The sequence below is a fragment of the Cobetia sp. 3AK genome (assembly GCF_029846335.1).
In the GTDB taxonomy this organism is placed as follows: Bacteria; Pseudomonadota; Gammaproteobacteria; order Pseudomonadales; family Halomonadaceae; genus Cobetia; species Cobetia marina.
Genome location: NZ_JARWKR010000010.1, coordinates 55,888 through 81,481 on the forward strand (window position 1 = coordinate 55,888; position 25,594 = coordinate 81,481).

Below are 25,594 nucleotides of genomic sequence, written 5' to 3' on the forward strand. Positions count from 1 at the left end.
ATGCCAGAACCCGTGGCAGAGTCTGTGCCAGAGCCCCGAACCCTCGCCGAGGAAAGTCTGCTGTGGGTGCGTGACCTGCAGTATCGTCTGCCTGACGCTCCCACGAGCCCTGGCCGCTTGCTGTGGCAGATACCCTCTCTTGAGTGGACGCCAGACCCGAGGCGCGGCTGGGTACATCTGAGCGGAGACAATGGCAGTGGCAAGACCACCTTGCTCAGGGTGCTGGCCGGCATGCAGCCTGCCAGTGGTGGAGAGCTTCGCTGGCAGAAGGGGGCCGCCGGCCAGATACGCTATCTGCACCAGCAACCCTATCTCTTTGATACCAGCGTGGCCGGCAACCTGGTGCTGGCGGCGCGCTGGCAGCCGCAACGGCGCTCTGCCGGCGAGCAGCGCGATCAGGTCGAGGCCATGCTGGAGTGGAGCGGTCTGAGCGAGCATGCCCGTCAGCCGGCACGCTCGCTGTCCGGTGGCGAGCGTGCACGTCTGGCACTGGCGCGCGCTTGGCTGTCGCGTCCTCCCGTCCTGCTGCTGGATGAGCCAGCGGCCAATCTCGACCAGGCCGCCGTGGAGCAGCTGGCCATCCGTCTCGAGCAGATGTCCCAGGCGGGTTGCGCGGTGATTCTGTCCTCGCATCAGGACAACGCGCTGAGTCATGGCTGTACGGCACGCTGGACGTTGGCGGAAGCTAGCCTGCACACTGAGCGCATGCCTGGTTGAGCCCGACACGGAGAAGGTATCGTCGGTTCCCGTGTCTTGCGTGATCAGAGGAATTTTCTCGCGCGTCCGCCGCGCCTGCATCGAGACCCTCTCGCATGTCCAGACCCCACTCTGATGCCAACTCCGGCCCCTCTCGTGATGGCCAAACCAATCCCGGCGTGACACCTCTGCCGGCCAGTGGTGAACAGCTGGCGGCCTCGCTGACGCCGGCCAACATCACCGGTGTGATCCTGGCAGGCGGCCAGGCCCGGCGCATGGGCGGTGTCGACAAGGGACTGGTCATGCTCAATGAGGTGCCCTTGATCGCGCATGTGCTGGCACGCCTCACGCCCCAGGTCGGTGAGCTGCTGATCAATGCCAATCGCTCGCATCAGGAATATGCCGCCTATGGTCATCCGTTGGTGGAAGACCGTGAGGCGGGCTATCACGGCCCTCTGATGGGCATGGCCAGTGCGCTGGCCGCCGCGCATACCGAGTGGGTGATGGTGGTGGCCTGCGACGTGCCGCACCTGCCCAATGACCTCGTGGATACCCTGAGCGTGGCGCTGATAGATCACGCCAACGGTGACAGGCTGGCCGGCTACCGTGTGCAGGGGGATGACACCTCGGCTGAGCCGGCGCTGCTGGCGGTGGCCGCCGATGACGAGCGCTATCACCCCGTCATCTGCCTCCTGCACCGTGGCCTTTTGCCATCACTGGAAGCCGCCCTGGCGGCAGGTGAGCGCAAGATCGACCGCTGGTTCGCGCAACATGTCTGGCTGACGGTGCAAGCGGGCAAGGCCGAAGACTTCGCCAATCTCAATACGCTGGATGAGTGCAGAGCGATGGAATCCGGCCCCCGCTGAGACTGCCCGCATCGATTGCCATTGCGGCGCGGCCGCTGCCGAGCCTGAGCCTGAGCCGCAGGACATTCAAGGCGTGTCATCCGACCCCACTCCGCTGGCCAGTCGAGTCATAATGATCCACGGTCAGTGCTCACCTGCCGTACATGTTGGAATTCAGCGGCGTATTGTCCTGCCGCGGCAGGCATGCCTGGCCTTGGACTTGCAGATTTACAGGCAAGCCTGTTGCGGCAGGCCACCCTTTTTTCATCATGTCGCCAGCGCTCCTCATGAGCGGCGCTGAGAGAAAAGGGCCCGACATGTGGGTCGATGCCATCAGAATCATCGAATCGTATCGGCCATCACGTCGTGAGCACGCCGGAAACCTCAAGAGAATCGTCATGCCCGAGTTGCCCACTGATGCCATGGGGCGCGAAGCGTCCACTGTCTCTCATTCTTGCTCTTCCGCTGATACCGGCGGCGGGGCGATGTCACCCGGTTGGGCGGCGAGACTTGCCGCCTCGGCCTGTCCGCTGTTGGGCATCGCCGCCTGGAGCGGCACGGGCAAGACCACCTTGCTGGAACAGTTGCTGCCGGCCTTGCGTGAGCGTGGTCTGCGAGTCGCCGTCATCAAGCACGCTCATCATGCCTTTGATGTGGATACGCCGGGCAAGGACAGTCATCGCCTGCGCTCGGCGGGGGCAACTCCCATGCTGGTTGCCTCTGCCCGGCGCTTTGCGCTGATGATGGAGACGCCCGATCAAGAGGAGGCGGATCTGGAGCAGCTTGTCGCGCAGCTCGATGGGCTGGCGGTGGATCTGATTCTCGTCGAGGGGTTCAAGCAGTGGCCATTGCCCAAGCTTGAGCTGCATCGCGCGGCCGTCGGCAAGCCGCTGCGGGCCTTGCATGACCCCTGGATACGGGCACTTGCCGTGCCGGGTCCAATGGATGAGCCAGTTGATGAGCCCGATGGCGAATTCCCGGTGGCGCTTCCCGCGGATCTGACGCGGCTGGATCTCGATGATATCGATGCCTTGGCGGCCTGGGTGGCGGCCTGGCCGGTGCAATGGCGATTGAATGGCGGCCAGCCCCGTCAGGAGGCGGCCTCTTGAGTCTGTCGTGCTTTGACCCAAGATTCGGTGAGCGGATGCTGAGTGTCGACGAGGCGCTTGCAGTGCTGGGAGGCAGTCTGGCGAAGCTCGCGGCGACACGGCCCACTCAGCGCGTGCCACTCGCCCAGGCCGTCGGACATGTTCTGGCTGAGCCGGTGATATCGCCATTGGACGTGCCTGCCCAGACAAATGCCGCGATGGACGGTATCGCGCTGGCCCACGCGTCGCTGGCTGCCGGCGCGCTGGATGAGGGGGATCGATGCCAGCTCCGAGTCATCGGCAGCTCGCTGGCAGGGCACCCCTGGACGGGGCGTGCCCTGGCTCCGGGGGAGGCATTGCGCATCACGACCGGTGCGGCCATGCCGGCGGGTGCTGACAGTGTGGTCATGCAGGAGCAGCTCGACTATTTCACGCCCGACGCCTCGCCTGATTCAATGCTTGATGCCGATAGCCAGGCGGGTGACGCCGAGACTGCCGAGCAGGTCGTGATTGACGGCGCCAGCAGCGTTCGCGCAGGGCAGAATGTGCGTCAGGCCGGCGAGGATATCGCCCGTGGTAGTGACGTGATCTCGGCGGGGCAATGGCTGTCGCCGGCGGCCATCGGGGTACTTGCATCGCTGGGACTGGCCGAACTCACCGTTCATCGTCCGCTGCGTGTAGCGATCTTCTCGACCGGTGATGAAGTGACGGCGCCGGGAGAGCCCTTGCCGGCCGGCGGCATCTATGATGCCAACCGTTTCAGCCTCACGGCTGCCTTGCATGCCGAGGGAGTCGAGGTGCTGGATCTCGGCATTCTGCGTGACCAGCGCGAGGCGTTGAGCATTGCCCTGCGAGATGCCGCGGCGCGGGCGGATCTGGTGATCACTTCCGGCGGCGTGTCGGTCGGCGAGGCAGATCATGTGCGCAGCGCGCTGGAGGCCTGTGGCCAGCTGGCGCTGTGGCGGATTGCCATGCGTCCCGGGCGCCCTCTGGCCTTTGGCGCACTGGCGGCAGAGGAAGGCCGGCAGGTGCCGTTCTTCGGTCTGCCCGGCAATCCGGTCGCCACCATGGTGACCTATCTGCAGTTCGTGCTGCCGGCGTTGCGCATGCTGGGGGGGCTGGGTCCGCTGAGCCCGGCACCGGCAGACCACTCGGAGACCCTGGCATGCTGGCAGTCACCGCGTCTGCAGATGGTGGCAGGCGAGACGCTGCGCTCACGGCCTGAACGAGTCGATTATCATCGCGGCCGGGTGACGCTCGATGACCAGGGGCGTCAGGTCGTGACTACTACTGGCCGCCAGGGATCGGGGATTCTGACTTCGATGCTGGCCGCGCAGTGTCTGATCGAGATCCCGGCAGGCTGCGCCTCCCTCCAGGCCGGCGACCCGGTCATGGTGCAATGGCTGGGGACGCGTGGCCTGTCCTGATGGCCTGCCAGGCCGAGCGATCGAACGCGGAGTTCGGCGGGTCGTCCGACATCCTCGGTCCGCCGACAGACCAAGAAACAGGATCTACCGGGCTGTCGTGACGACCGCCCATGCTTACAGAGGTAACCGCCACCCCCGGCGGACCTGATACGGATACGAGACAGCTAATGAGCCTTACCCATCTCAACGCCCGCGGCGAAGCCCATATGGTCGATGTCGCGGACAAGCAGGAAACCCGGCGCGAGGCCCGTGCCAGTGCGCGGGTCAGCATGCTGCCTGCCACGCTGGCCTTGTTGGCGGAGGGCGGCCTGCCCAAGGGAGATGTGCTGGCCACGGCGCGTATCGCCGGCATCCAGGCAGCCAAGCGCACCCATGAGCTGATCCCGCTCTGCCATGCCTTGATGCTCTCCAAGGTCACGGTCGATTTCACGCTGGATGAAGTGAACAGCTGTGTCGAGATACAGGTGTTCTGTCGCCTCAACGGCCGCACAGGTGTCGAGATGGAAGCGCTGACGGCTGCCTCCGTGGCAGCACTGACCCTGTATGACATGTGCAAGGCGGTGGATAAGGGCATCGTGATCGGCGACATCCAGCTGGAAACCAAGACAGGTGGCAAGAGCGGTGACTGGCAGCGTGAGGCCATGCAGGAGGAGGCGCCAGCCCCGACGGGAGTGCCGGCCGCCCTGGCAGTCGCATCCGAGGACGTGTCGCCTGTCACGGCGGTGAACGGCAATCTGCGCATCCTGTTTCTGGCCGAGCTGCGTGAGCGTCTCGACCTTGAGTCACTCTCGCTCAACCCTGCCACCCTGGCCGATGCCACGGTTGGTGGGCTCAAGCGCACCCTGGCACTGCGTGATCCGCAGCTGGAAGCGCTCAATGACTCGCGCGTGCTGTGCGCCGTGAACCAGGACATGGTGCGTGATGATCATCCTCTGAAGGCCGGTGATGAAGTCGCTTTCTTCCCGCCCGTCACGGGAGGCTGAGATGACGACACCCCTTGCGACTGCCGATCGGGCCTTTTCGGTCAGCATCCAGTCAGCGGATTTCGATATTCGCGCCGAGCAGGCGGCCCTGACCCATGCTCGGGGGGATATCGGTGCGGTGGTGACCTTTACCGGGCTGGTGCGTGATTTCAATGAACGCCCCGATGTCCAGGCACTGACACTGGAGCATTATCCCGGCATGACGGAGCGCAGCTTGCAGGCGTTGCTGGTGGAAGCGCAGGAACGTTTCGCGCTGACAGGGGCGCGTATCATCCATCGCATCGGGCGCCTGGCGCCCATGGACAATATCGTGCTGGTGCTGGTGGCGAGCGCGCATCGTCAGGCCGCCTTTGCCGGTTGTGACTTTCTGATGGACAACCTCAAGTCGCGTGCGCCTTTCTGGAAAAAGGAGCATACCGCCTCTGGCGATTACTGGGTGCAGGAGCGCTCCAGTGATCGCGATGCTCTGGAGCGCTGGCACTCTTCGGCAGAAGGCGCTCGGACACACTCTGCCAAGCAGGATTCCCTGACTCCTGTGACACCTCAGACCCTGGGAGATGGTTGATGGAAACCCTGGTCGATGATTTCGGGCGTCGCATTCGCTATGTGCGTCTCTCCGTGACGGATCGCTGTGACTTTCGCTGTGTCTATTGCATGAGCGAGGAGATGACATTTCTACCGCGGGACGAGGTATTGAGTCTCGAGGAAATCGCCCTGCTGGCACGCGCCTTCGTGGAGCTTGGGGTCGAAAAGATTCGCCTGACCGGTGGTGAGCCATTGGTCAGACGCGATATCGGTACTCTGGTGGAAGATATCGGCGCGCTTGACGGGCTGAAGGATTTCTCCATGACCACCAATGGGGCGGGCCTGGTCAAGCATGCCGCTCGTCTCAAGGCCGCCGGCATGCAGCGCCTCAACATCAGTCTTGATTCTCTGGATTCTGAGCGCTTCAAGGCCCTGACGCGTACGGGGGATCTCGACAAGGTGATCGCCGGTATCCGGGCCGCGCGGGCAGAAGGCTTTCGCATCAAGCTCAATGCTGTCGTGCTCAAGGGGCGCAATGATCATGAGGTCGTTTCTCTGGTCGACTTCGCGCGCCAGGAAGGGCTGGATATCAGCTTCATCGAGGAAATGCCGCTTGGGCAGGTGTCCGATCACGGGCGTGAGGAGACGTTCTGTTCCAGCGATGAAGTGCAGGCACGGATAGAGGAGCATCACGCGCTCATACCGACGCTGGAAGACAGTCTGGGACCGGCCCGGTATTTCCGCATGGCAGACAGTGAAACGCGCGTAGGCTTCATCTCGCCGCACAGTCATAACTTCTGCTCGACCTGCAATCGTGTTCGAGTGACGGTAGAAGGGCGTCTGCTGCTATGTCTGGGCAATGAGCACTCGCTGGATCTGCGTGCCATCATGCGCCGCGACCCCGGCAATATCGAACCTCTCAAGGCGGCCATCATCGAGGCGATGCATCTCAAGCCGGAGCGTCACCACTTCACGACCGATGGTGATGTCCAGATCGTCCGCTTCATGAACATGACCGGTGGCTGACGAAATCGCCATCTGAATCTCTTGGCTGGCTTTGGATATCCACTCGACAACACGATGAACCTTCACAAGAACCCTGCCTTCGAGCAGGGTTCTTGTTGGGCGGTGCTGTGGCAACACTGCCTTGCTTTTGACAAGGCTTGTCAGCTTTCAATTAAGGCTTATACTTTGCTGCAACATCCAATCAACTATCGTGTCCCTCATTGGATTCCAGTTTCGCCCGCATGGTGGAGGTAGCAAGATGACCGCAGAATCCCTGGAAAAGATCGCTCGCAACAAGAATGTCGCACGTGCAGCGGCACGCCAGTTGTCCATGGAACAACTGCACAAGCTTTCTGAAGTCATCAATGAAGTCATTGAGCAGAAAGCCGAGGAAGATGAACAGCGTCGCGAAGAAGAAATCGCCAAGGAGCGCAAGCTTGCCGAGATTCGTGATGCGATGATCGAAGCGGGTCTTTCCGTCGATGATCTGGTCAGTGACCAACCGAAGCGTCGCGGTCGTCCGCCGAAGAACAAGTCAGCACAGTAAGCGTTGCCCGGCACGGGGCCCCAGTGGATGAGGTGGATCACACTGGCGGTCATGACGGTAGAGTGGGACGTCTCTGCTGATGGATGTTCCAGCGTGCATTCAGGCATGAAAAAGCCCGATCGGTATTTTTCCGATCGGGCTTTTTCATGCTTCAAGGCAGGTGAAAGGCCGGGGGAATCGCAGTAGCCTGACAGGCTTGCCTGTCATGGCGTCTTCAGCTGTCACCCATGGTCATCACATGCAGAAAGAGCACCGGCTCGTGACGCAGATGATTGCGTAGCCAGCGATTGATTCTGCTGTTCAATTGCTGTTTCACGGTGTCGATGTCGGTGGTCTCGAGTCCGGCCAGGGTGTCATCGAGCCACTCGGCGAAGCTGTCTTCATCCAGTCTGGCCGTACCACTGACGTCCAGCATCAGGCGGCCGATACGCACCCAACCGGCTTCCTGCAGCGTCAGGGGCAAGGCGAGCGATACGCTGCCATGGCGTCCGAGACGCGCTCGTGCACGACGGTCCATCGAGTCAAGTGGCCGCACCTTGTCGTGCTCGATGATCCGCTCCTGCAACGTCAGACGCTTTTCCACGGACAGCCCCTGAGCATCGAGACGAATCACGTCACCATTGACGGGAATCAGCGGTGCCTCGATGCCCAGGGACTGTGCTACCTGGGTGTGCGCCAGCTGGTGACGGTATTCGCCGTGCACCGGCAGCAACCGCGTGGGTTTCAGCCAGCCGTAGAAGGTGCGCAGCTCCTCTTGGGCGGGATGGCCTGAGGCATGCAGATCCGGGAACTGCTTCTCTTCCATGATGCCGACGCCCAGGCGAGTCAGGGCATTGTGCAGCTTGCCGATCGCCAGTTCATTGCCGGGAATGGCCTTGGAGGAGAAGATGACCGTGTCGCCCGCCGCCAGCTCGAAATCAGGGTGGCGCGAGTTGGCCAGGCGTGAGAGTGCCGCCCGTGGCTCGCCCTGGCTGCCGGTCGCGATCACCATCACCTCTTCCGGCGGCAGATAGCCCAGGTCCTTTACCGGCACCAGCGGCGGGAAATCTTCCAGATAGCCCAGTCCGCGCGCCACCCGCACCATGCGTTCCATCGAGCGGCCCAGCAGCGTGACCCGACGGCCATTGCGAGCCGCCGCACGACCCAGTGCCAGGATGCGCGCCAGATTGCTCGCGAAGCAGGTCACCACGACCCGCCCACGGCAGCCGGCCAGCGTCTTCTCCAGTGCACGCGCCACCTCGCCTTCACTGCGTGAGTGGCCGGGCAGAGGGGCATTGGTGGAGTCGCCGACCACGAGATCGACCGGCGCCAGCGCCTGATAGCGCTCCGGGTCAGTGGGCTCACCGATCAGCGGCTCCGGGTCCAGCTTCCAGTCACCGGTGTGCATCACGCGATATTCCGGCGTGACGATCAGCAGCGAGCAGCTCTCGGGAATCGAGTGGGTCAACGGCAGCAGGCGCAAGGCGAAGGGCCCGGACTCGAAGCCTTCATCGACCTCGATGATCTGCAGGCTGGACGTCTCGAGTTCGCGTTCCGCGAACTTGGCCCGCAGCAGGCCCGCGGCCAGTGGTGTGGCGATGATCGGACAGCGCCATTTCGGCCACAGCCAGGCAACGGCACCGATATGGTCTTCGTGACCATGGGTAATCACCAGCATCTCCGGGCAGATGCCCAGGCTTGCCAGCGATTCGGTGTCGGGTACCTGCAAGGGGCCTTCAGGAAGATCCTGGCGAATCATCATGCCGCAATCCACGGCGATCCAGTGATCCTGGTAACCATATAGCGTCAGATTCATGCCGATCTCGCCACAGCCGCCCAGCGGCAGAAGATGCAGCGGTGGACGTTGTCTCTGACGGACTTGAACGCGGGGTTTCAACATGGATGTCATGCCATCAGTAAAATGTCACTCAACTATACGGGAATCCCGCAAAGCGCCACAAATGACGGCACTTCTCGCCGGCCACCCCGAGGGGCGAAACCGAGGTCGAATTGACAATTCATTCACTCTCGTTGAAGGGCGCTGCTTCGTCGCGTGTGATCGGCTACAATGGCGCACCTTTTGCCGGGAGCCATGGCGTCGATGCACGGACTCCCGAGCGTGTCGGTAGTCGTTACCGGCTGAATATCATTCCCCGCTTTCACAATGGTTGAACATACGATGTCACACGCCTATCGCCTGGTGGTGTCCTGCCCTGATCAGGTGGGAATTGTTGCCCGAGTCTCTACCTTCATCGCCGAGCAAGGCGGTTGGATCACCGAAGCCAATCAGCATTCCGATCTGGGTGCGGGTCGATTCTTCATGCGCTATGAGATCAACCCCGAGTCCATCGGCCTCAGCGCCGCTGAACTCAGCAAGCGCTTCGCGCCGATCGGGGAAGAGTTCGGGATGGAGTGGCGGGTGCATGACACGGCTGCTCGCAAGCGGGTCGTGCTGATGGTGTCCAAGGATTCCCATTGCCTGGTGGACCTGTTGCACCGCTGGCAGTCGGGGGATCTGGAATGCGATATCCCCTGTGTCATCTCCAATCACGAAGACATGCGCTCACTGGTCGAATGGCACGGCATTCCGTTCCACCATGTGCCGGTGGACAAGAATGACAAGGCGCCGGCATTTGCCGAGGTCGAACGACTGGTGGAAGAGGCCGAGGCCGACAGCATCGTGCTGGCGCGTTACATGCAGATCATCCCGCCGAGCCTCTGCGAGCGCTATGCCGGCCGCCTGATCAACATCCACCACAGCTTCCTGCCGTCCTTCATCGGTGCCAAGCCGTACCATCAGGCCTTCGGCCGCGGCGTGAAGCTGATCGGCGCTACCTGTCACTACGTGACCGAGGAGCTGGATGCCGGCCCGATCATCGAGCAGGACATCCATCGAGTCACCCATTGCCACACCGCGGAAGACCTGGTGCGCATCGGGCGTGACGTGGAGCAGAAGGTACTGTCGCGTGGCCTGCGCTGGCACCTGGAAGACCGCGTGCTGATCCACGGCAACAAGACCATCGTCTTTGCCTGATCCGCGCTCTGGGCTGACTGCCTGAGCCAAGCGGCTGAACCGAGACCGGCACCTGAAAGGGTGCCGGTCTTCTTGTTTCCTGCACCTGCCCGCAGGACGGCGTGGCGCAGGTGCCTGTCATGGGTTGCGAGAGGTGACAGGCGGAGTATTCAGCTCCCGTGCCAGCCAGTCGGCGAGGGCTTTTGCATGAGGGTGTCGTGCCCGTGTGCGACCGCTCTCGGGCAGCGTCAGCGTCAGGCAGGCGCGTGTCTCGACGAAGCCCCACGGCGCGATAAGGCGTCTGCTGCGCAGGTCCTCCTCGACCAGATAATCCGGCGTGATGCCCACGCCCAATCCCACCAGCGTCGCTTCCAACAGATAGTTGAGGTGCTCGAAGCCTTGCGCGTAGTGCAGTTGATCGCTGGACAGGCCCTGGCGTGAGCACCAGTCCGGCCAGGCCTGCGGGCGCGAGCGGGTGTGCAGCAGCGGCAAGGTCAGAAGAGTCTGTGGTGCGGGAGTCGCGGTGGTCTCGCCCAGCCAGTCAGTGTCCGGACGCAGCACCGGGCCGATGCGCTCCGTGCCGAGAATTCGCGTTTCCTGATGCTCAGCCTGGGTGAAGGGGGGAGTCTGAAAGCGCAGCACGCCATCCACGCCAGAGCGCAGGCCTTCGTTGTCGTCACTGGCAGTCAGATGCAGTTCAAGCTCCGGAAGGGCTGCCTTGAGTGCACCCAGCCGCGGAATGAACCAGCGGGCGAGGAAGGAGCCCGGGCAGCTGAGCACGAAGGGCGCGCGGGCATCACTGCGGGAAAGGTCCGCACAGACCCGTGCCAGGCCGCTCAAGTGATGGCGTGTGGCGGCCGCCAGCTCATGACCCGCCGGCGTCAGCTTCAGCCCGCGGCCAGCACGGTCGAACAGCTGTGTCCCCAGCGTTTCCTCAAGCTGGCGAATCTGACGACTGACGGCGCCGTGGGTCACGTGCAGCGCCTCGGCGGCACGCGACGCGCTCTCGAAGCGAGCCGCCACATCGAAGGCGCGCAAGGCATTCAGCGAGGGCAATGCCTCCAGAGAGGCGGGAGAGGATGAATCGGGCGGAGTCAGGCGGGCCATCGGATGTCTCCTGCTGAGTGTCCTGTGAGATAAACTCACACATCTTGGCGAATATATCGTTTTTCATCCCGCGTGCCGAGCGCTAGGATGGTCAGCATACTGTCGGGTGCACCACGCAGGCCAAGAACGCAGACGCCGCACCAGCGTGCCCCGCCACTGACATGACTTCGAGGAGATTTGCATGAGCCAGTCGACTGCTACCCTGCGTCAAGGCCCGGATGCCAAGGGCTTCTTTGGTGACTTCGGCGGCCGATTCGTCGCCGAGACGCTGATGCCGCTGATTCTGCACCTGCAGCGCGAGTATGAAGCCGCCAAGCAGGATCCGGCCTTCGCCGAGGAACTGGCCGGTCTCTCCGCGGATTATGTCGGGCGTCAGAGCCCGCTGTATTACGCCGAGCGTCTGACTGAGCATCTCGGAGGTGCCAAGGTCTATCTCAAGCGGGAAGATCTGATGCACACCGGCGCTCACAAGATCAACAATGCGCTGGGCCAGGTGCTGCTGGCACGCCGCATGGGCAAGCAGCGCATCATCGCCGAGACCGGTGCCGGCATGCACGGCGTGGCGACGGCCACCGTGGCGGCGCGTTTCGGTCTGGACTGCGTGATCTACATGGGCTCCACCGACATTCACCGTCAGCAGCCCAACGTTCAGCGCATGCAGTTGCTGGGCGCCAAGGTGATCCCGGTCACCGCCGGCGATGGCACCCTGAAGGATGCCATGAACGAGGCGCTGCGTGACTGGGTCACCAACGTCGACGATACCTTCTACATCATCGGTACTGTCGCGGGCCCACATCCGTATCCGCAGCTGGTGCGTGACTTCCAGTCCATCATCGGTCAGGAAACCCGCGTCCAGCTGCAGGAGAAGGAAGGCCGTCTGCCGGACTCGCTGGTCGCCTGCATCGGCGGGGGGTCCAACGCCATGGGGTTGTTCCATCCGTTCCTGGACGAGCAAAGCGTCGAGATCATCGGGGTCGAGGCTGCCGGTGAAGGTCTGGACACGCCGCGCCACGCCGCCAGTCTCAAGGGTGGCCTGCCGGGCGTGCTGCACGGTAACCGCACCTTCCTGCTGCAGGATGACGAGGGGCAGATCGGTGATGCGCACTCCATCTCCGCAGGGCTCGACTATCCGGGTATCGGCCCGGAACACGCCTGGTTGCACGACATCAAGCGTGCCGAGTATGTCGCCGCGACCGACCAGGAAGCACTGGACGCCTTCAAGATGCTGTGTCGCCTGGAAGGCATCATTCCGGCGCTGGAGTCTTCCCACGCGCTGGCGGAAGTCATCAAGCGTGCACCGGGCCTGCCGAAGGACCATCTGATGGTGGTCAATCTGAGCGGCCGCGGTGACAAGGACATGGCCACCGTTACCCATCATCTGGCGGACGAGCTGGGCCTGAATCCTGACGGCGAGTAACGCCGCGCCTGTCGCGCAATGCCCGGCGATGGAGAGGTCAGACGCTGACCGGGTCCATCCGCCCCATGTCTTCTTCGCCTGCAGGTGAATCGCTGCCTGCAGGTCAGCAAATTCGGAGTCTATTGATGAGCACTTCCGCTACTGACACCACTTCCAGCAGCCGTCTTGACCGCCGTTTCGCTGCCGTACGCAGCGAGAATCGCGCAGCGCTGGTGACCTACATCACCGCGGGTGACCCCGGCTATGATGCCAGCCTCGCGACCTTCCTCGGCATGGCCGAGGCCGGTGCCGATGTCATCGAGCTGGGCATGCCGTTCACCGACCCGATGGCCGATGGTCTGGCGATCCAGCATGCCACCCAGCGTGCCCTGAAGGCCGGCCAGACGATGGACCGTACCCTGGCGATGGTCACGGAATTCCGCAAGCAGGATCAGGACACGCCCATCGTGCTGATGGGTTACTACAACCCGATCTATCGTCGCGGTGTGGCCACCTTCCTCGAGCAGGCAAGCCAGGCCGGTGTCGATGGCCTGATCGTGGTCGACCTGCCGCCGGAGCACGACGATGAGCTGTGTGAGCCGGCCAATGCCGCCGGTATCAGCTTCATCCGACTCGCGACACCGACGACTGACAGCGCGCGCCTGCCGGGCGTGCTGGCCAATACCTCAGGCTTCCTCTACTACGTCTCCAGCAATGGCGTGACCGGTGGCGCTGCACCGACGGCCGAGAAGGTCGAGGCCGAAGTGGGCCGTATCCGGGAGCACACCGAGATTCCCGTCGCGGTCGGTTTCGGTATCCGTACCGCAGAGCAGGCGGCGCGTATCGGTCGTTTCGCCGACGGAGTCGTGGTCGGCTCGGCCCTGATCGATCTGCAGGCCAATGCCGAGACACCGGAGCAGGGCACCCAAGCGGTACATGCCTTGACCCGTGAACTGGCGGATGCGCTGAAGACGGCGCGCCACTGAGGGTTCGCTCAGGGGTAGCCAGCTCGCCTCTTCCCCTCGGGTAGTGACACAGCCACGCCTCGACCTCTGGTCGGGGCGTGGCTGTTTTCGTTCGTCTGTTTTCGTTCGGTCGTATCCGTCCGGCTGTGTCATCACGTTGTGCTGTCCTTCGAGCATTGCGCGGGAGGGTCTCGCGCGCTCTCGGATCCCACCACGCCAGAGAAGACCATCCTGCCGCGAAGGCTCGACATGGCAGTGCCTGCCTCGCGCTCGAGGCAGAGGATTCGTGAGATTTCGCCTTCATTCAACGCAGATTGAGGGTTACTTATACTCAAGGACAAGTGACACTTGACCAGCAGGATGAGAGGAGAGTCGGTGCCAAGGCGCCCGGCACTTCAGGAAGGAAAGATCGAGTGCGACCGACATGCTGACTGTGCCAGAAGCCATGAACCTTCAGGCAGCATCGGCAGGGAGATTGAAACGACATGTCCATGAATCCATCAGCGTCCTCCGCCGCGGCCACCTCCGCTGCTTCGGTTGACGGCCTGGAAGGCAGCAATTGCTTGCATCAGCTGTTGCAGCATACTTCCAATGGAGTGTGTGGATACGACCTTCAAGGGCGTGTGCAGTGGGTCAATCCGGCCTTCGAGGAGCTGACGGGATACCGGGCAGAAGACCTGGCCGGTCAGGTGCTCAGTGAATTTCTGACGGGTGAGGATTCCGACAGGACGGTGATCGCCAGAATGCATCAGCAGTGCGAGCTGGGTGAGCCCAGTGACGAGGAGCTGCTCCACCACGATGCGAATGGACGACCGCTGCGCCTTCGTCTGCGCTGCATACCGCTCATGGCCGCCGACGGCACCCTGACCGGTTATCTCGGCGTGCATACCGATGTGACCCAGGCGCATCTGGCGCTGGAGCTCAGCCATTCCCAGCTCAGATTGCTTGAGTCCGTCACGGCTGGCCAGCCGCTGGACAAGACCCTGCTGGACCTGTGTCAGGCCATCGAGGCCGTCGCGACTCGCGTGCGTTCCTCGCTGCTGCTTCTGGATGAGGCAGGTACACGAATCATCGGGGGGAAGGCGCCGAGCCTGCCTCCCAGCTTCATGCAGTTCACCTCCGGCCTGCGTATCGGGGAGGGGGTGGGCACCTGTGGTACGGCGATGTGGCGGCGTGAGCAGGTGCTGACCCCCGCCATCGGCGAGGACCCCGCCTGGGAGGGCTTCCGTCATCATCCCCACGCGCTGGGACTGGATGCCTGTCTCTCCATGCCCATCCTCGATGATGCAGGCAATCCGCTGGGAAGTTTCGCCTTCTATGCCACGTCCGGCGATGTCTTCAACGATAGCCATCTCGGCTTGCTGAAGGTCGCCGTCAACGTGGCTCGATTGGCGATAGAACGCCATCGGCGTGATGAGCAGCTCACCTATCAGGCGCTGCATGATGCATTGACGGGCCTGCCCAATCGTCGGCTGTTGCGTCGCAAGCTCGGAGCCTTCGCGGACCTCGCTCTGGAAGAAACGCGCGTCGGGGCGTTGATGTTCCTGGATCTGGATCATTTCAAGCGTCTGAACGATGTACTGGGGCATGACGCGGGAGATCGTGCCCTGATCCAGATCGCCGCCCGACTGGAGCAGTTGCTGGAGCCGGGCGATGTGCTCGCGCGCCAGGGCGGGGATGAGTTCATCGTGCTGCTGGCGCCTCGCTTCGGTGGCATGGAGGACGCCAGGGCCCGAGCGATGCACGTCGGCGAGGGATTGCTGGCACGTCTGCGGGTACCGGTTGAGCTGGAAGGGCGTGCGCATCAGTTGTCCGGCTCACTGGGCATCACGCTGTATCCGCGTCCGGATGAGGCGGACGAGGGGTATCAGACGCTTTCCGGGGCGGCAGAAGACGAGGGAGACGATTGGGGCCATCTGCTGCACGAGGCGGACATCGCGCTCTATGAGAGCAAGGGGGCCGGGCGTGCACGCATGTGCTTCTTCTCACCGGACATGCGCAATCGCATCATCGCCGCCACCCAGATGGAGCAATCCCTGCGCAGTGCGCTTTCCCGTCAGCATCTGGAAGTCCATCTCCAACCGCAATTCTCCCTGCAGTCGGATGCCTCGCTTGAGCATCAGCTGCCCAGGCTCTGTGGTCTTGAGGCGTTGCTGCGCTGGAATGACCCGCTGCTGGGGAATGTCTCGCCCGCGACCTTCATCCCGATCGCGGAAGAATCAGGGCTGATCGTCGAGCTGGGTCATTGGGTGCTGGGGCAAGCCTGTGCGGTGTTGGAAGACATGGCGATACGCGGACATCAGCTGCCGATCGCGGTGAATGTCAGTCAGGTACAGTTTCGCAGCGCGGAATTCGTGCCGCAGGTCGCAGCCCTGCTCAAGCGCCATGCCTTCGCGCCGGACATGTTGCGCATGGAGATCACCGAGAGCCTGGCGGCGGAAGATGAGGCCGACATGCTGGAGAAGGTCGACCAGCTGGCGGCGCTGGGGCTGACGTTCTCCATCGACGATTTCGGGATCGGCTATTCCAATCTTGCACGCCTGCGCCGCATGCCGCTCAGTGAACTGAAGATCGACCGCAGCTTCATCAAGGATCTGCGTCTCATCGATGACGACGGGCTGGCAGCGCCTGCACCTGGCGAGACTCCCGGACAGGAAGTCTGCCATGCCAACGAGATCGTGCGTGCGATGCTGGTGATGGCGCGTGCCCTGTCGCTGGAAGTGGTGGCAGAGGGAGTGGAGACCTCCGAGCAGTTCGAGGTGCTGCGTCAGCTGGGCTGTCAGCGTGTCCAGGGCTATCTGTTGGGGCGCCCCCGTCCCATGAAGGACGTGCTCGATGAGATCGAAGCCGGAGTGCTCGGCGCATGAGGCCGATGATGCTCTTGCCTGGCGTGAGGAGGGCGGCACGCGCGGGCCGAACGGGTTTATCTTGCCACTTCAATGGCTTATACTGCGCAGCGCTACGCCCCCTTAGCTCAGCTGGATAGAGCGGCCCCCTCCTAAGGGGCAGGTCGCAGGTTCGACTCCTGCAGGGGGCGCCAGCCCTTCATTCATCCCCGCGTCATTCTTTCCTGAATCTCTCGTCACTCTCTGTACAGGGTGTCTTTCTGCTGTCTCTCGCTTGCCTGCCCTCTGGCTTCCGGGTCACGTCCTACGCGCCCATGCGCCAGCAGCTTTCAGGGTGAGCCGGACCCCGGCTTGAGCAGCACGGCGCCTCATGCATGGCACGTCATTTATGATGCCCTGACCTGTTGCCCGGAGAATGGCAGTCGTGCCGGGCGGGGCAGGGCATCTCGTCATTCCATCGCGTTGTGTTCAGTCGCGATGTGCTGCCTCGGCATCCGTTGGCAGGGCCAGAAATTCCTGCATGATACGGGTGTCGCGGAAACGTTCGATCAACTCCGGATCCTCGGCGAGTGACGGCGGGTTCTCGAGCCCTTCGCGGATCTTGGCTGCCAGGCCTTCAATGCTGTTCTCGGAGATCAGCCGCGCCTGATCATGGATCAGCACATTGCGGACCCCACCGGGGACATCCGGCGCGACGCATGGCGTGCCGCAGCACATGCTTTCCACCAGCACGATTCCGAAGGCTTCACTGCGCGAGCTGAGAATGAACAGACGGGCATGCTTCATCCACGGGTAGGGATTGACCCGGCTGCCGATGAGATGGACCCGGTCGCCCACCCCGAGCTCGCGAATCAGGTTCTCCACACTCTCGCGCTTGGGCCCATCGCCGACGATGACCAGGTCTTCCTCGATATCGGCGGCGAGATAGGCCTTGATCAGGACATCCTGACGCTTCACGTCCGACAGGCGACATACCTGCACGACATAGGGACGTGATGGCAGCTCCACGGGCTCATCCGCCATCTGCGCGATGGCATCGAGATCGCAGACGTTGCCGATGGTGGCGAGGCGTCGAGGCGTGACAGCGTGTTGCGAGAGCAGTCGCTCGAGTTGCTCGCGGACATTGTCGGTATTGCAGATGATCTGCTTGTCGGCGTACAGGCGCTTGAGCAGGAATTTCTGACGCCAGCCCTGGCGGATGTCACCGGGCCAGGACACGGTGACCTGCCACAGGCGCGGGTCCTTGAGTGACCAGACCGTCTCGAAGGCGCCCTGGCCGCGCATGATCACCCGGTCGACGGGGCCATGGCGTGTTTCCAGGGTACGGATGAATCGCCGCAGGTAGGCGCCACCGTAATAGCCGCGCCAGACGAATCCAGAGCCCTTGATCAGAGGGTTGAGCACTGCGCGGGTGAAGAGGTCATACACCAGGCCAATGCCGGTCTTGCGGAATGCCTTGTCGAAGTCGATCTGGTGGACATGTACGCCCGGGTCCGGGATGAGTTCGAGTTCACCCTTGAGCACGAGCACATGCACCTCGTGACCTTCGCGGCACAGGACATTGGCCAGATTGACGGTGTTTCGCTGGATCCCGCCGATGTTGAGCTTGCGTACCACAAGCAGGACGCGTTGTTTCATGGTGGCCATCTGTCCGTAAAGATGTGGGATGAGCCATCAACTCCCAGCGGTGCCAGTGACGGAAGACTGCCGGGGATCCGGCGCTCGGTCTGAGGCAAGGGGAGCGGGATGAGCGGAGGGTGCCATGTTACGTGGATTCAATGAGCGGGGGAATGCCACCTTCCCGGCCGGATGTCAGGGCTCTGCGCCGCAGTCTGCTTGCATTCTGGCTTTGATGGAGTAGCCTACCTGCCGCCTTGTCCCGCGCGGCGCCTTTTCGGCGTCTGCACTGCCGACTGTCGTCCAGTCGTGACCTCCGATTCCTTCACGTTCGAGATCCTGTCTGCCATGTCTGATGCTTCCAACCCGCCTGTCCGAGGGGAGTCCCGTGTCCGTCGTGCCACGGCGGATCGTCATTTCGACGGGCTGGCGGAAAAGTTCGAGCGCGGCTTCTATACCACCGAGCGTGGCAGGGTGCGTCTGGCGCTGACTCGCCAGTTGATGGAGGAGCGTTTCGCCCATCTGCCGGCCACCCAGGTGCTCGAGGTCGGGGCCGGACTTGGTCAGATGGCGCACTGGTGGTTGTCGCGTGGCCATCAGCTGACGCTGGTCGAGCCTTCCGGTGAGATGCGTGAGCGCGCCATGCAGCGACTGTCCTCTCCAGAGGAGGATGCGGCCCCGCTGACGCAGGCCACCCTGACAGAGCGCCTGACCTGGGATGGACGTGATCTTCAGGGGTTCGCCGCCGCCACCCACCGACAATGGCCGGTGGTGGTCTGCCATGCCGTTCTTGAGTGGCTGGTCTCTCCGCGTGAAGGGTTTCTGCTGCTGGCACAGCTGCTGGCACCGGGTGGCGTGATGTCATTGAGCGTCTTCAATCGCGACGCGCTGGCATTCTCCAACGTCACCAAGGGCAACTTCGACAAGGTGCTGGACGGGCGGTTGGCCGGATGGGGGACGGGCAAGCGTCTGACGCCCATCTCGCCGCTGCGTGATGTCGAGATTCGCCAGTGGGCCGAGGAGGCCGGGCTTGAGGTGCGCGAGCTGACAGGGCTGCGAGTCTTCCATGATTATCTGCGCTCGCGCGACCCGCTGAGTGAGGGGGACATGCAGAAACTGCTGGCCCTCGAGTGCCAGCACTGGCGCACGCCCCCCTTCGTCCATCTCGGACGCTATCTGCACTATGAGCTGGTGCGCCCTGCCTGAGGTGTCACGGCGCAGGCTTCTGCGCCGTCTTGCTGTTCATCATCTGCCGTTTCCTATCTTTTCGGAGTCTTCATGTCTGCTCAAACCCCCGCCTGCCAGTTGCTTGAACGCCAGGACAGTGATTTCCGTGATTGGCTGTGGGTCGCTGCACCGCGTGATGACTGGTGGCTGTCATCGGACCGCCAGCGGCGTGTCTGGGGGCATGACACCGGCATCGTGAATGCCGCGCGGGAGGCCGGGCACCGGGTCAGTCATGCGGTGGCCTTTGCCGAAGCCCGCGCGGATACCACGATTGGCGAGGCGGCGGGTGCCTTGCTGTTCTGGCCCAAGGCGCATGCGCTGGGCGAGTGGTGGCTGGTGGCGCTGTGCCATGTATTGCCGGCAGGTACGCCGATCAAGGTGGTGGGCGAGGTCAACGGTGGTATCAAGCGCGCTGAGCGCATCCTCAAGGCACTGGGAATGACGGCCCGCAAGGACGATACCGCGCGTCGTTGCCAGCTGTGGTCATCCGCCACGCGTGAGTTGACGGCCGAACAGGCCGCCAGCAGTGAATCGCCACTGGCAGTGGCTGGAGAATGGACAGAAGGCTGGGGCGAATTCGAGGCGCTGGAGCTGCGCCTGACCAGCCATCCGGGCCTCTACGGCAATGCCAAGCTGGACCCGGGTACCGCGCTGCTGCTGGAGAACCTGCCGACCCGTGGCTACAAGCGGGCGCTGGATATCGGGGCGGGTGACGGCATCATCAGCTGCTGGCTGGCGCGTCACGGTGCGCGCGTGATGGCAGGCGATGTCAGTGCCTTCGCGGTGGAGGCGACCCGGCGCAGTCTGGCGCTCAACGGGCTTGAGGCGGACGTACGCCTGAGCGATGTCTTCGCGGCGTTCGAGGGCGAGCGGTTCGAGGCCATCGTGGCCAATCCGCCGTTCCATCATGAGCGCGATATCGATTACGGACCGGCGGCGCGTCTGATCAGCCAGGCGCCGGATCACCTGGTGCCGGGCGGTACCCTGACGCTGGTGGCCAATGCCTTCCTGCCCTATCCGGATCTGTTGCAGGCGGCCTTCGGCGAATTCGAGGTGCTGGCTGAAACGCGCCAGTTCAAGGTCTATCGTGCACGCAAGGCGCGCTGATCCTCTGTGGACTGATTCCCTGCGACCTGATGCCGAGCCCGCCGCTTACGCCTCCGGCGACTGATAGCGGATGGCCGTGATGATGTAGGTGGTCTCGCCGCCCGGCGCTGCCACGCTCACGTCATCATCCAGCCCCTTGCCCAGCAGTGCCCGGGCGAGGGGGGCATCGACGCTGATCCAGCGGCGAGCGTTGTCGGTCTCATCAGGGCCGACGATGCGTATCTCCATCTCCTCTCCCTGTTCATCCTCCAGCATCACGAAGGCCGCGAAATACACGCGCTCCAGATCCGCGGGCAGGCGGTCGACGATGGTCAGTTCATCCAGACGCTTTTCCAGATAGGCGATCTTGGCGATGGTCTGATTCAGTGCCTTCTTGTTGTAGGTGTAATCCGCATTCTCGCTGCGATCCCCCATGGCGGCGGCCTCGCCCGTCTTGCGCGACAGCTCCGGTCGCCTGACGCGCCTCAGGTGGTCGGCCAGCGCCTTCATCTTCGCGTGGCCCTGCGGGGTGATCACGTTGCTCTTCTTTTCCTGACGCGGATCGGTCTTGGGATCGCGCCAGCGCGTCATGTTACGACCTTGCATGTCTTTCTCCACAGCCTGCGAAAATGAAGGGCAAGCGCCCGCAAAGGGCGCTGTCTTGCGTTGAGGCCTGCGACCAAGGGGGATTGGCGGCAGATTCAAACGTTCGTTACAGTCTTGGCATGCCGTTCACGTTCTCGTGATATCGCCATTGCGGCAATTCGCCAGCACGCCTGCCAGGGCGCAGGTCTCAAGGGGCATTGCCGTATCATCCCGCCAACAATAATGAATTTCAGGGAGCTGTCCATGCCAATCCCGTCATCGCTACGCCGTACTCGTCGCGCCACGCATCGCGTCTACCAGCTGATGCTCTCAGGAGGCATGGCGCTGGGCATCACGCTGGCCGGCATGACCGGCGTCCAGGCCGCCGAAGGAGATGATGCCGTCTTCGGACTCATGAAACGCTGGGCCCAGGTCAACTATCAATCCTCCGGGGACGCTCAGGAAACCGGCATGGAGGCCTTGGGTAAGGAAGTGCGCGCGCTGGCGGACCAATACCCGGACAACGCCCATGTGCTGACCTGGGAGGGTATCATCCTGGCGTCGTGGGCCAAGGCGCGAGGGGGACTGGGGGCGCTGGATCTGGCCAAGGAAGCCAAGGCCACCCTTGAGCAGGCCATCAAGCTCGACCCCCGGGGCGACAATGCCTCTGCCTACGTGACGCTCGGGGCGCTGTATGACAAGGCGCCGGGGTGGCCGGTCGGCTTTGGCGATGATGACAAGGCGGGGGAGGTGCTGCGTCAGGGGCTGGCCGTCAATCCTCAGGGCATGGATACCAATTTCTACTATGCCGACTATCTGGCCTCCGAGGGCAGGAAGGCCGAGGCACTCAAGCATGCACGGCTCGCGCTCAAGGGCCCGGCTCGGCCCAATCGTGAGCTGGCCGATCAGGAGCTGAAGCGCGAGATCAAGGCACTGATCACACGACTGGAGTGAGTGTCGCGCACGCGGCTTCAGGACAACGGTGACCGTTCGGCGGCACTGGACGAGGGGCACTTCCTTCGGACAGTGCCGCTTTCACGTCCAGTGGGCGGGCTGGCCAGCGCAGGGCGAGGTCGGGATAATGCGACTTCAGCCAAGGAGGATGCATGAGCGATACACCAGAGCACGTGGCAGGGCAGCAGGTCTTTGCGCATGGCGATGTCGAACGGGTCGAGACCAGGGTGCTGCAGGACGGTTTCTTTCGCCTGGAGCAGCGCGAGCTTCGCCATCGGCGTTTCAACGGTGGCTGGAGTGATGTGATCCAGCGCGAGGTGCATGTTCGCCATGATGCCGTCGGTGTGCTGCCCTATGACCCGGTGACGGATCGTGTGGTCTTCGTCGAGCAGATCCGGGCCGGCATGCTCGAGGACGAGCGCACCCCCTGGAGTCTGGAGCCCATCGCCGGCCTGGTGGACAAGCAGGAAAGTGCGGCGGAGGTCGCGCGGCGTGAGGCGGTCGAGGAGGCCGGTTGCGAGTTGAAGGAGCTGATCGAGCTCTACCGCTATTACCCCAGCCCCGGCGCCTGCACCGAAGAGGTCACCCTGTTCATCGGGCTATGCGACAGCAGCGGACTGGGCGGGGTGCATGGGCTGGCGGAAGAGAACGAGGATATTCGCGTGCATGTGCTCGATTTCCAGGCGGCCCTGTCGCTTCTGGAGCAGGGCAGGCTTGGCAATGCCATGGCGATCATGGCCATGCAGTGGCTGTTGCGGGAGCGTGCTGCACTGCGGGTGATGCACGCCTGAGACAGCGAAGGCGTTGCTTGGCAATCCCCCGTGGCTCACGCAGGGTTCCTCAACCTGCCCACCAGAACTGCTATTCTAGAGGCTTGCTGCCACCGGCAGGCCGGCAGTCGATCAATGCCTGCGTCAGTGCCGAGCGCCGAAACCCCGCTGCCGGGCGCTCTCACGGCGCTTGATCTGTCGCGCTTTGCCCGCATCATGCCATGCACGATACAGGGTGTGCCCTGCTAGACAGCACGCCAATGTTCTGAGATTCGCAAGGAGTTTGCCCATGCAGGTCAAGAAAGCCTATGTGGCCGACCTAAAAGCACTCCATGCCGAGTGCGGGTCCAATTATCTGCGCCTCACGCGCATCCTCGGCAAGGCCGAGGCAGGTGACAGCTTCGCCTTTCCCTTGGCGGGCAATCAGGGCCACTTCGGTACTCTGTTGCTCGAGGTGGTCGAGTGCGCGCCCTATACCACCATGGTCACGGTTGCCCAGACTGGCGTGCTGGATCACATCATCGATTCCCCGCGGATGAGCGTGCATCTCTATCACGATGTACGCATGGCCGAAGTCACCGACTTCCAACGTCAACGGCATTTCTCGGGGCGCAACCGCTATCCGAACCCTCGCATGCACCAGCCGGATGAAAAGCTTCAGCTCAATCGTTTCCTCGGCGAGTGGTTGAGCCATGCTCAGGCTTTCGGGCAAGCCGATGTGCCCGAGTTGCCATGACGAGGCTGCCATGACGAGGTTCTCGTGACGAGGCTGTCGTGAGGCCCGCCGGGATGGGGGAGTGAGGGCAGCGCCAGCGTCATGGCCAGAAAGAGAATTCGCGTTGCGGATTCCATGCCTGACCGGCTGTCCGCTTGACTGCCTGAAAGAACCGCGATGGCCCGGCCATCGCGGTTCTGTTCTTTTTTCCGCTGTTCGAGAGACCCATGCGACTGATCCAGATAAGTGACTGTCATCTGCGTGCCGACCCTGACGCGCGCTCACGACTGGGCTTCCCCTTGCGTCAGCTGGAGGCCGTGATGGCGCATGCCTCAAGCCTGCGTCCTGATATCCTGCTGGTGACCGGGGATGTCAGCCAGGATGAGAGCCCTGCCTCCTACCGCCTGGCGGGGGAGCTGTTCGATGCCCTGGGGTGTCCGTGGTTCTGGTTCGCCGGCAATCATGACCACCCGGATTTCATGCAGGAGCTGCGTCCTTTCCATCAAGAGCTTGATCTTGGTGACTGGCGTCTGCTGTGTCTGGACTCGCGCATCTCTGGACAGGCAGGGGGCGAGCTTGGCCGCGAGCAGCTGGCGGCGCTGTCGCTGTCGCTCGAGGAGGATACGAGGCCGACGCTGCTGGCGATGCATCATCATCCAGTGCCGATCGACTCGGACTGGATGGATCAGCTGGGCCTGGCCGACCGTGATGCCCTGTGGGACACCCTGAGACATCACTCGCAGGTGCGGGCCATCCTGTGCGGCCATATCCATCAGGCTTTCGCCACCCGGCGCCCGAGCGGGCAGGGCAGTGTCGCCGTCTATGGCGTGCCCTCCACGTCAGACCAGTTCGCGCCGCTCAGCCATGATTTCGCCGTCGATGAAGCGGCACGGCCAGGCTTCAGGGTCGTGGATCTCGACGGAGAGCGCCTCGAGACCTGGGTGGAGCGTGTCAGCCTGTGAGCGCCTTCGCGCTCCCGCTCGCGGCGTTTCGCCATCGGCGTGGGGCTGACGTGCCCCGGGGCAGCGGAGGTCATGTATTCATTTTTGATCTTAAAAGATATTTTCTGATTCTTTGACGTTATCAAGGCGGCGCGGGTACCGTATCGGTATCCAGCATGCTCCGTGGGGGGTGAGAGAGTGAGAGTCATCTCGATCGACACGACCCGCGGGCACGCCCACTGATTGTCACGGGCCGCCTTCCAGGGCGACTCCCAGCGCTCACGAGGTTGCCGCACGCGATGCTTACCCCCGAACGTCAGACCCACCTCAACCAGCTCGAGGCCGAGTCCATCCACATCATTCGTGAAGTGGCGGCCGAGTTCTCCAATCCTGTCATGCTCTACTCCATCGGCAAGGACTCCGCCGTGATGCTGCATCTGGCGCGCAAGGCCTTCGCGCCGGGCGTGCCGCCGTTCCCCCTGATGCACGTCAACACCACCTGGAAATTCCAGGAGATGATCAAGTTCCGCGATGAGATGGCCGCGGAAGTCGGCATGGAACTGATCGAGCACATCAATCAGGAAGGCGTCGAGGCGAACATCAACCCGTTCGAGCACGGCAGCGCCAAGTACACCGACATCATGAAGACCCAGTCGCTGAAGCAGGCGCTGGACAAGCATGGTTTCGATGCGGCCTTCGGCGGTGCGCGTCGTGACGAGGAAGCCTCACGCGCCAAGGAACGCGTCTACTCCTTCCGTGACCAGTACCACCGCTGGGACCCCAAGAATCAGCGTCCGGAGCTGTGGAACATCTACAACTCCAAGATCAACAAGGGCGAGTCCATCCGCGTCTTCCCGCTCTCCAACTGGACCGAGCTGGACATCTGGCAGTACATCTACCTCGAGTCCATCAAGATCGTGCCGCTCTACTACTCCGCCGTGCGTCCGGTAGTGAAGCGTGATGGCCTCGACATCATGGTCGATGACGACCGTCTGCCGCTCAAGGAAGGCGAAGTGCCGGAGATGAAGTCCGTGCGCTTCCGCACCCTGGGCTGCTATCCGCTGACCGGCGCCGTGGAATCCACCGCCGCGACCCTGCCGGAAATCATCCAGGAAATGCTGCTGACCCGTACCAGCGAGCGCTCCGGTCGTGCCATCGATCACGATCAGGCAGGCTCCATGGAGAAGAAGAAGCGCGAAGGGTATTTCTAGTCGCCAATTCTCGCTAGGCCCATTGCCTCACGAGGCCCCATCCTGCTGATTCCGCCTCGTGCTTGA

23 protein-coding genes and 1 tRNA gene are annotated in these 25,594 nt (G+C 63.0%); 20 read left to right on the top strand and 4 right to left on the bottom strand.

Going from position 1 to position 25,594, the window contains the following annotated elements; genetic code table 11:
- Positions 1–24: 24 nt before the first annotated feature.
- The 8 genes from QD228_RS13980 to QD228_RS14015 all read left to right on the top strand — a co-directional run bounded on the left by QD228_RS13980 (position 25) and on the right by QD228_RS14015 (position 7,116).
- Positions 25–717 carry an ATP-binding cassette domain-containing protein gene (locus QD228_RS13980; protein ID WP_176493387.1) on the top strand — a complete coding sequence of 231 codons (693 nt, stop codon included), beginning with the start codon at positions 25–27 and terminating at the stop codon, positions 715–717.
- Between the two features lie 95 nt (positions 718–812).
- On the top strand, positions 813–1,562 hold the full coding sequence (mobA, locus tag QD228_RS13985; RefSeq protein WP_077374547.1) for a molybdenum cofactor guanylyltransferase MobA: 750 nt from the start codon (positions 813–815) through the stop codon (positions 1,560–1,562).
- Between the two features lie 464 nt (positions 1,563–2,026).
- On the top strand, positions 2,027–2,650 hold the full coding sequence (gene mobB, locus QD228_RS13990; protein ID WP_279875943.1) for a molybdopterin-guanine dinucleotide biosynthesis protein B: 624 nt from the start codon (positions 2,027–2,029) through the stop codon (positions 2,648–2,650).
- Between the two features lie 35 nt (positions 2,651–2,685).
- The gene (gene glp, locus QD228_RS13995; RefSeq protein WP_279875913.1) at positions 2,686–4,056 is read left to right on the top strand and encodes a gephyrin-like molybdotransferase Glp; all 1,371 of its coding nucleotides are present in this window, start codon (positions 2,686–2,688) and stop codon (positions 4,054–4,056) included.
- A gap of 167 nt (positions 4,057–4,223) precedes the next feature.
- Positions 4,224–5,039 (top strand): cyclic pyranopterin monophosphate synthase MoaC, encoded by an 816-nt coding sequence (gene moaC / locus QD228_RS14000; protein ID WP_077374543.1) that lies wholly within the window; start codon positions 4,224–4,226, stop codon positions 5,037–5,039.
- A 1-nt stretch (position 5,040) separates the two neighbouring features.
- On the top strand, positions 5,041–5,604 hold the full coding sequence (locus QD228_RS14005) for a molybdenum cofactor biosynthesis protein MoaE (RefSeq protein ID WP_077374541.1): 564 nt from the start codon (positions 5,041–5,043) through the stop codon (positions 5,602–5,604).
- On the top strand, positions 5,601–6,590 hold the full coding sequence (moaA, locus tag QD228_RS14010; protein WP_084208155.1) for a GTP 3',8-cyclase MoaA: 990 nt from the start codon (positions 5,601–5,603) through the stop codon (positions 6,588–6,590). The genes QD228_RS14005 and moaA overlap by 4 nt, the downstream gene beginning before the upstream one ends.
- Before the next feature lie 238 nt (positions 6,591–6,828).
- Positions 6,829–7,116 (top strand): hypothetical protein, encoded by a 288-nt coding sequence (locus QD228_RS14015; protein ID WP_077374537.1) that lies wholly within the window; start codon positions 6,829–6,831, stop codon positions 7,114–7,116.
- 214 nt (positions 7,117–7,330) lie between these two features.
- Here the strand turns inward: QD228_RS14015 and QD228_RS14020 are convergent, their stop codons facing one another.
- Positions 7,331–8,911 carry a ribonuclease J gene (locus QD228_RS14020; RefSeq protein ID WP_084209644.1) on the bottom strand — a complete coding sequence of 527 codons (1,581 nt, stop codon included), beginning with the start codon at positions 8,909–8,911 and terminating at the stop codon, positions 7,331–7,333.
- Positions 8,912–9,274: 363 nt separating this feature from the next.
- On the opposite strand from QD228_RS14020, the gene purU reads away from it, so the two are divergent.
- The gene (gene purU / locus QD228_RS14025) at positions 9,275–10,129 is read left to right on the top strand and encodes a formyltetrahydrofolate deformylase (protein ID WP_077374535.1); all 855 of its coding nucleotides are present in this window, start codon (positions 9,275–9,277) and stop codon (positions 10,127–10,129) included.
- Between the two features lie 117 nt (positions 10,130–10,246).
- Here purU and QD228_RS14030 read toward each other — a convergent pair whose 3' ends face one another.
- The gene (locus QD228_RS14030; RefSeq protein ID WP_077374533.1) at positions 10,247–11,215 is read right to left on the bottom strand and encodes a LysR family transcriptional regulator; all 969 of its coding nucleotides are present in this window, start codon (positions 11,213–11,215) and stop codon (positions 10,247–10,249) included.
- A gap of 181 nt (positions 11,216–11,396) precedes the next feature.
- Between QD228_RS14030 and trpB the strand changes: the two genes are divergently transcribed.
- From trpB to QD228_RS14050, 4 genes are all read left to right on the top strand, one after another.
- Positions 11,397–12,632: a tryptophan synthase subunit beta gene (gene trpB, locus QD228_RS14035; RefSeq protein WP_077374435.1), complete on the top strand. Its 1,236-nt coding sequence runs from the start codon at positions 11,397–11,399 to the stop codon at positions 12,630–12,632.
- 125 nt (positions 12,633–12,757) lie between these two features.
- Positions 12,758–13,597 (top strand): tryptophan synthase subunit alpha, encoded by an 840-nt coding sequence (trpA, locus tag QD228_RS14040; RefSeq protein ID WP_084208158.1) that lies wholly within the window; start codon positions 12,758–12,760, stop codon positions 13,595–13,597.
- 470 nt (positions 13,598–14,067) lie between these two features.
- Positions 14,068–16,443 (top strand): EAL domain-containing protein, encoded by a 2,376-nt coding sequence (locus QD228_RS14045; protein WP_279875914.1) that lies wholly within the window; start codon positions 14,068–14,070, stop codon positions 16,441–16,443.
- Positions 16,444–16,539: 96 nt separating this feature from the next.
- A tRNA-Arg gene (locus QD228_RS14050) sits at positions 16,540–16,616 on the top strand.
- A gap of 274 nt (positions 16,617–16,890) precedes the next feature.
- Here the strand turns inward: QD228_RS14050 and QD228_RS14055 are convergent.
- Positions 16,891–18,060 (bottom strand): glycosyltransferase, encoded by a 1,170-nt coding sequence (locus tag QD228_RS14055; protein WP_164850279.1) that lies wholly within the window; start codon positions 18,058–18,060, stop codon positions 16,891–16,893.
- Between the two features lie 327 nt (positions 18,061–18,387).
- On the opposite strand from QD228_RS14055, the gene QD228_RS14060 reads away from it, so the two are divergent.
- Positions 18,388–19,245 carry a methyltransferase domain-containing protein gene (locus tag QD228_RS14060; RefSeq protein ID WP_279875915.1) on the top strand — a complete coding sequence of 286 codons (858 nt, stop codon included), beginning with the start codon at positions 18,388–18,390 and terminating at the stop codon, positions 19,243–19,245.
- A 72-nt stretch (positions 19,246–19,317) separates the two neighbouring features.
- Positions 19,318–20,373, top strand: coding sequence for a methyltransferase (locus QD228_RS14065; protein WP_191237424.1), 1,056 nt, complete (start codon positions 19,318–19,320; stop codon positions 20,371–20,373).
- Between the two features lie 45 nt (positions 20,374–20,418).
- On the opposite strand, the gene QD228_RS14070 is transcribed toward QD228_RS14065, so the two are convergent.
- On the bottom strand, positions 20,419–20,958 hold the full coding sequence (locus QD228_RS14070; RefSeq protein ID WP_279875916.1) for a GreA/GreB family elongation factor: 540 nt from the start codon (positions 20,956–20,958) through the stop codon (positions 20,419–20,421).
- Between the two features lie 243 nt (positions 20,959–21,201).
- Here QD228_RS14070 and QD228_RS14075 point away from each other — a divergent pair, with 243 nt between their 5' ends.
- From QD228_RS14075 to cysD, 5 genes are all read left to right on the top strand, one after another.
- Entirely contained in the window at positions 21,202–21,891 is a 690-nt protein-coding gene (locus QD228_RS14075; RefSeq protein ID WP_077374285.1) for a hypothetical protein, read from the top strand.
- Between the two features lie 152 nt (positions 21,892–22,043).
- Positions 22,044–22,682, top strand: coding sequence for an NUDIX domain-containing protein (locus QD228_RS14080; protein WP_176504087.1), 639 nt, complete (start codon positions 22,044–22,046; stop codon positions 22,680–22,682).
- Between the two features lie 268 nt (positions 22,683–22,950).
- Positions 22,951–23,397, top strand: a complete 447-nt coding sequence (locus QD228_RS14085; protein WP_077374279.1) for a DUF1249 domain-containing protein — start codon at positions 22,951–22,953, stop codon at positions 23,395–23,397.
- 206 nt (positions 23,398–23,603) lie between these two features.
- Positions 23,604–24,338, top strand: a complete 735-nt coding sequence (locus QD228_RS14090; RefSeq protein ID WP_279875917.1) for a metallophosphoesterase — start codon at positions 23,604–23,606, stop codon at positions 24,336–24,338.
- 278 nt (positions 24,339–24,616) lie between these two features.
- The gene (gene cysD / locus QD228_RS14095; protein ID WP_279875918.1) at positions 24,617–25,528 is read left to right on the top strand and encodes a sulfate adenylyltransferase subunit CysD; all 912 of its coding nucleotides are present in this window, start codon (positions 24,617–24,619) and stop codon (positions 25,526–25,528) included.
- The last annotated feature ends 66 nt before the right edge of the window (positions 25,529–25,594 follow it).

What these genes read in the sequence shown, in the direction of transcription:
- mobA (WP_077374547.1), top strand. Translation starts at nt 813, where the DNA reads ATGTCCAGACCCCACTCTGATGCCAACTCCGGCCCCTCTCGTGATGGC.
- mobB (WP_279875943.1), top strand. Translation starts at nt 2,027, where the DNA reads ATGTCACCCGGTTGGGCGGCGAGACTTGCCGCCTCGGCCTGTCCGCTG.
- glp (WP_279875913.1), top strand. Translation starts at nt 2,686, where the DNA reads ATGCTGAGTGTCGACGAGGCGCTTGCAGTGCTGGGAGGCAGTCTGGCG.
- moaC (WP_077374543.1), top strand. Translation starts at nt 4,224, where the DNA reads ATGAGCCTTACCCATCTCAACGCCCGCGGCGAAGCCCATATGGTCGAT.
- QD228_RS14005 (WP_077374541.1), top strand. Translation starts at nt 5,041, where the DNA reads ATGACGACACCCCTTGCGACTGCCGATCGGGCCTTTTCGGTCAGCATC.
- QD228_RS14015 (WP_077374537.1), top strand. Translation starts at nt 6,829, where the DNA reads ATGACCGCAGAATCCCTGGAAAAGATCGCTCGCAACAAGAATGTCGCA.
- QD228_RS14020 (WP_084209644.1), bottom strand. Translation starts at nt 8,911, where the DNA reads ATGAATCTGACGCTATATGGTTACCAGGATCACTGGATCGCCGTGGAT.
- purU (WP_077374535.1), top strand. Translation starts at nt 9,275, where the DNA reads ATGTCACACGCCTATCGCCTGGTGGTGTCCTGCCCTGATCAGGTGGGA.
- QD228_RS14030 (WP_077374533.1), bottom strand. Translation starts at nt 11,215, where the DNA reads ATGGCCCGCCTGACTCCGCCCGATTCATCCTCTCCCGCCTCTCTGGAG.
- trpB (WP_077374435.1), top strand. Translation starts at nt 11,397, where the DNA reads ATGAGCCAGTCGACTGCTACCCTGCGTCAAGGCCCGGATGCCAAGGGC.
- trpA (WP_084208158.1), top strand. Translation starts at nt 12,758, where the DNA reads ATGAGCACTTCCGCTACTGACACCACTTCCAGCAGCCGTCTTGACCGC.
- QD228_RS14045 (WP_279875914.1), top strand. Translation starts at nt 14,068, where the DNA reads ATGAATCCATCAGCGTCCTCCGCCGCGGCCACCTCCGCTGCTTCGGTT.
- QD228_RS14055 (WP_164850279.1), bottom strand. Translation starts at nt 18,060, where the DNA reads ATGAAACAACGCGTCCTGCTTGTGGTACGCAAGCTCAACATCGGCGGG.
- QD228_RS14060 (WP_279875915.1), top strand. Translation starts at nt 18,388, where the DNA reads ATGTCTGATGCTTCCAACCCGCCTGTCCGAGGGGAGTCCCGTGTCCGT.
- QD228_RS14065 (WP_191237424.1), top strand. Translation starts at nt 19,318, where the DNA reads ATGTCTGCTCAAACCCCCGCCTGCCAGTTGCTTGAACGCCAGGACAGT.
- QD228_RS14070 (WP_279875916.1), bottom strand. Translation starts at nt 20,958, where the DNA reads ATGCAAGGTCGTAACATGACGCGCTGGCGCGATCCCAAGACCGATCCG.
- QD228_RS14075 (WP_077374285.1), top strand. Translation starts at nt 21,202, where the DNA reads ATGCCAATCCCGTCATCGCTACGCCGTACTCGTCGCGCCACGCATCGC.
- QD228_RS14080 (WP_176504087.1), top strand. Translation starts at nt 22,044, where the DNA reads ATGAGCGATACACCAGAGCACGTGGCAGGGCAGCAGGTCTTTGCGCAT.
- QD228_RS14085 (WP_077374279.1), top strand. Translation starts at nt 22,951, where the DNA reads ATGCAGGTCAAGAAAGCCTATGTGGCCGACCTAAAAGCACTCCATGCC.
- QD228_RS14090 (WP_279875917.1), top strand. Translation starts at nt 23,604, where the DNA reads ATGCGACTGATCCAGATAAGTGACTGTCATCTGCGTGCCGACCCTGAC.
- cysD (WP_279875918.1), top strand. Translation starts at nt 24,617, where the DNA reads ATGCTTACCCCCGAACGTCAGACCCACCTCAACCAGCTCGAGGCCGAG.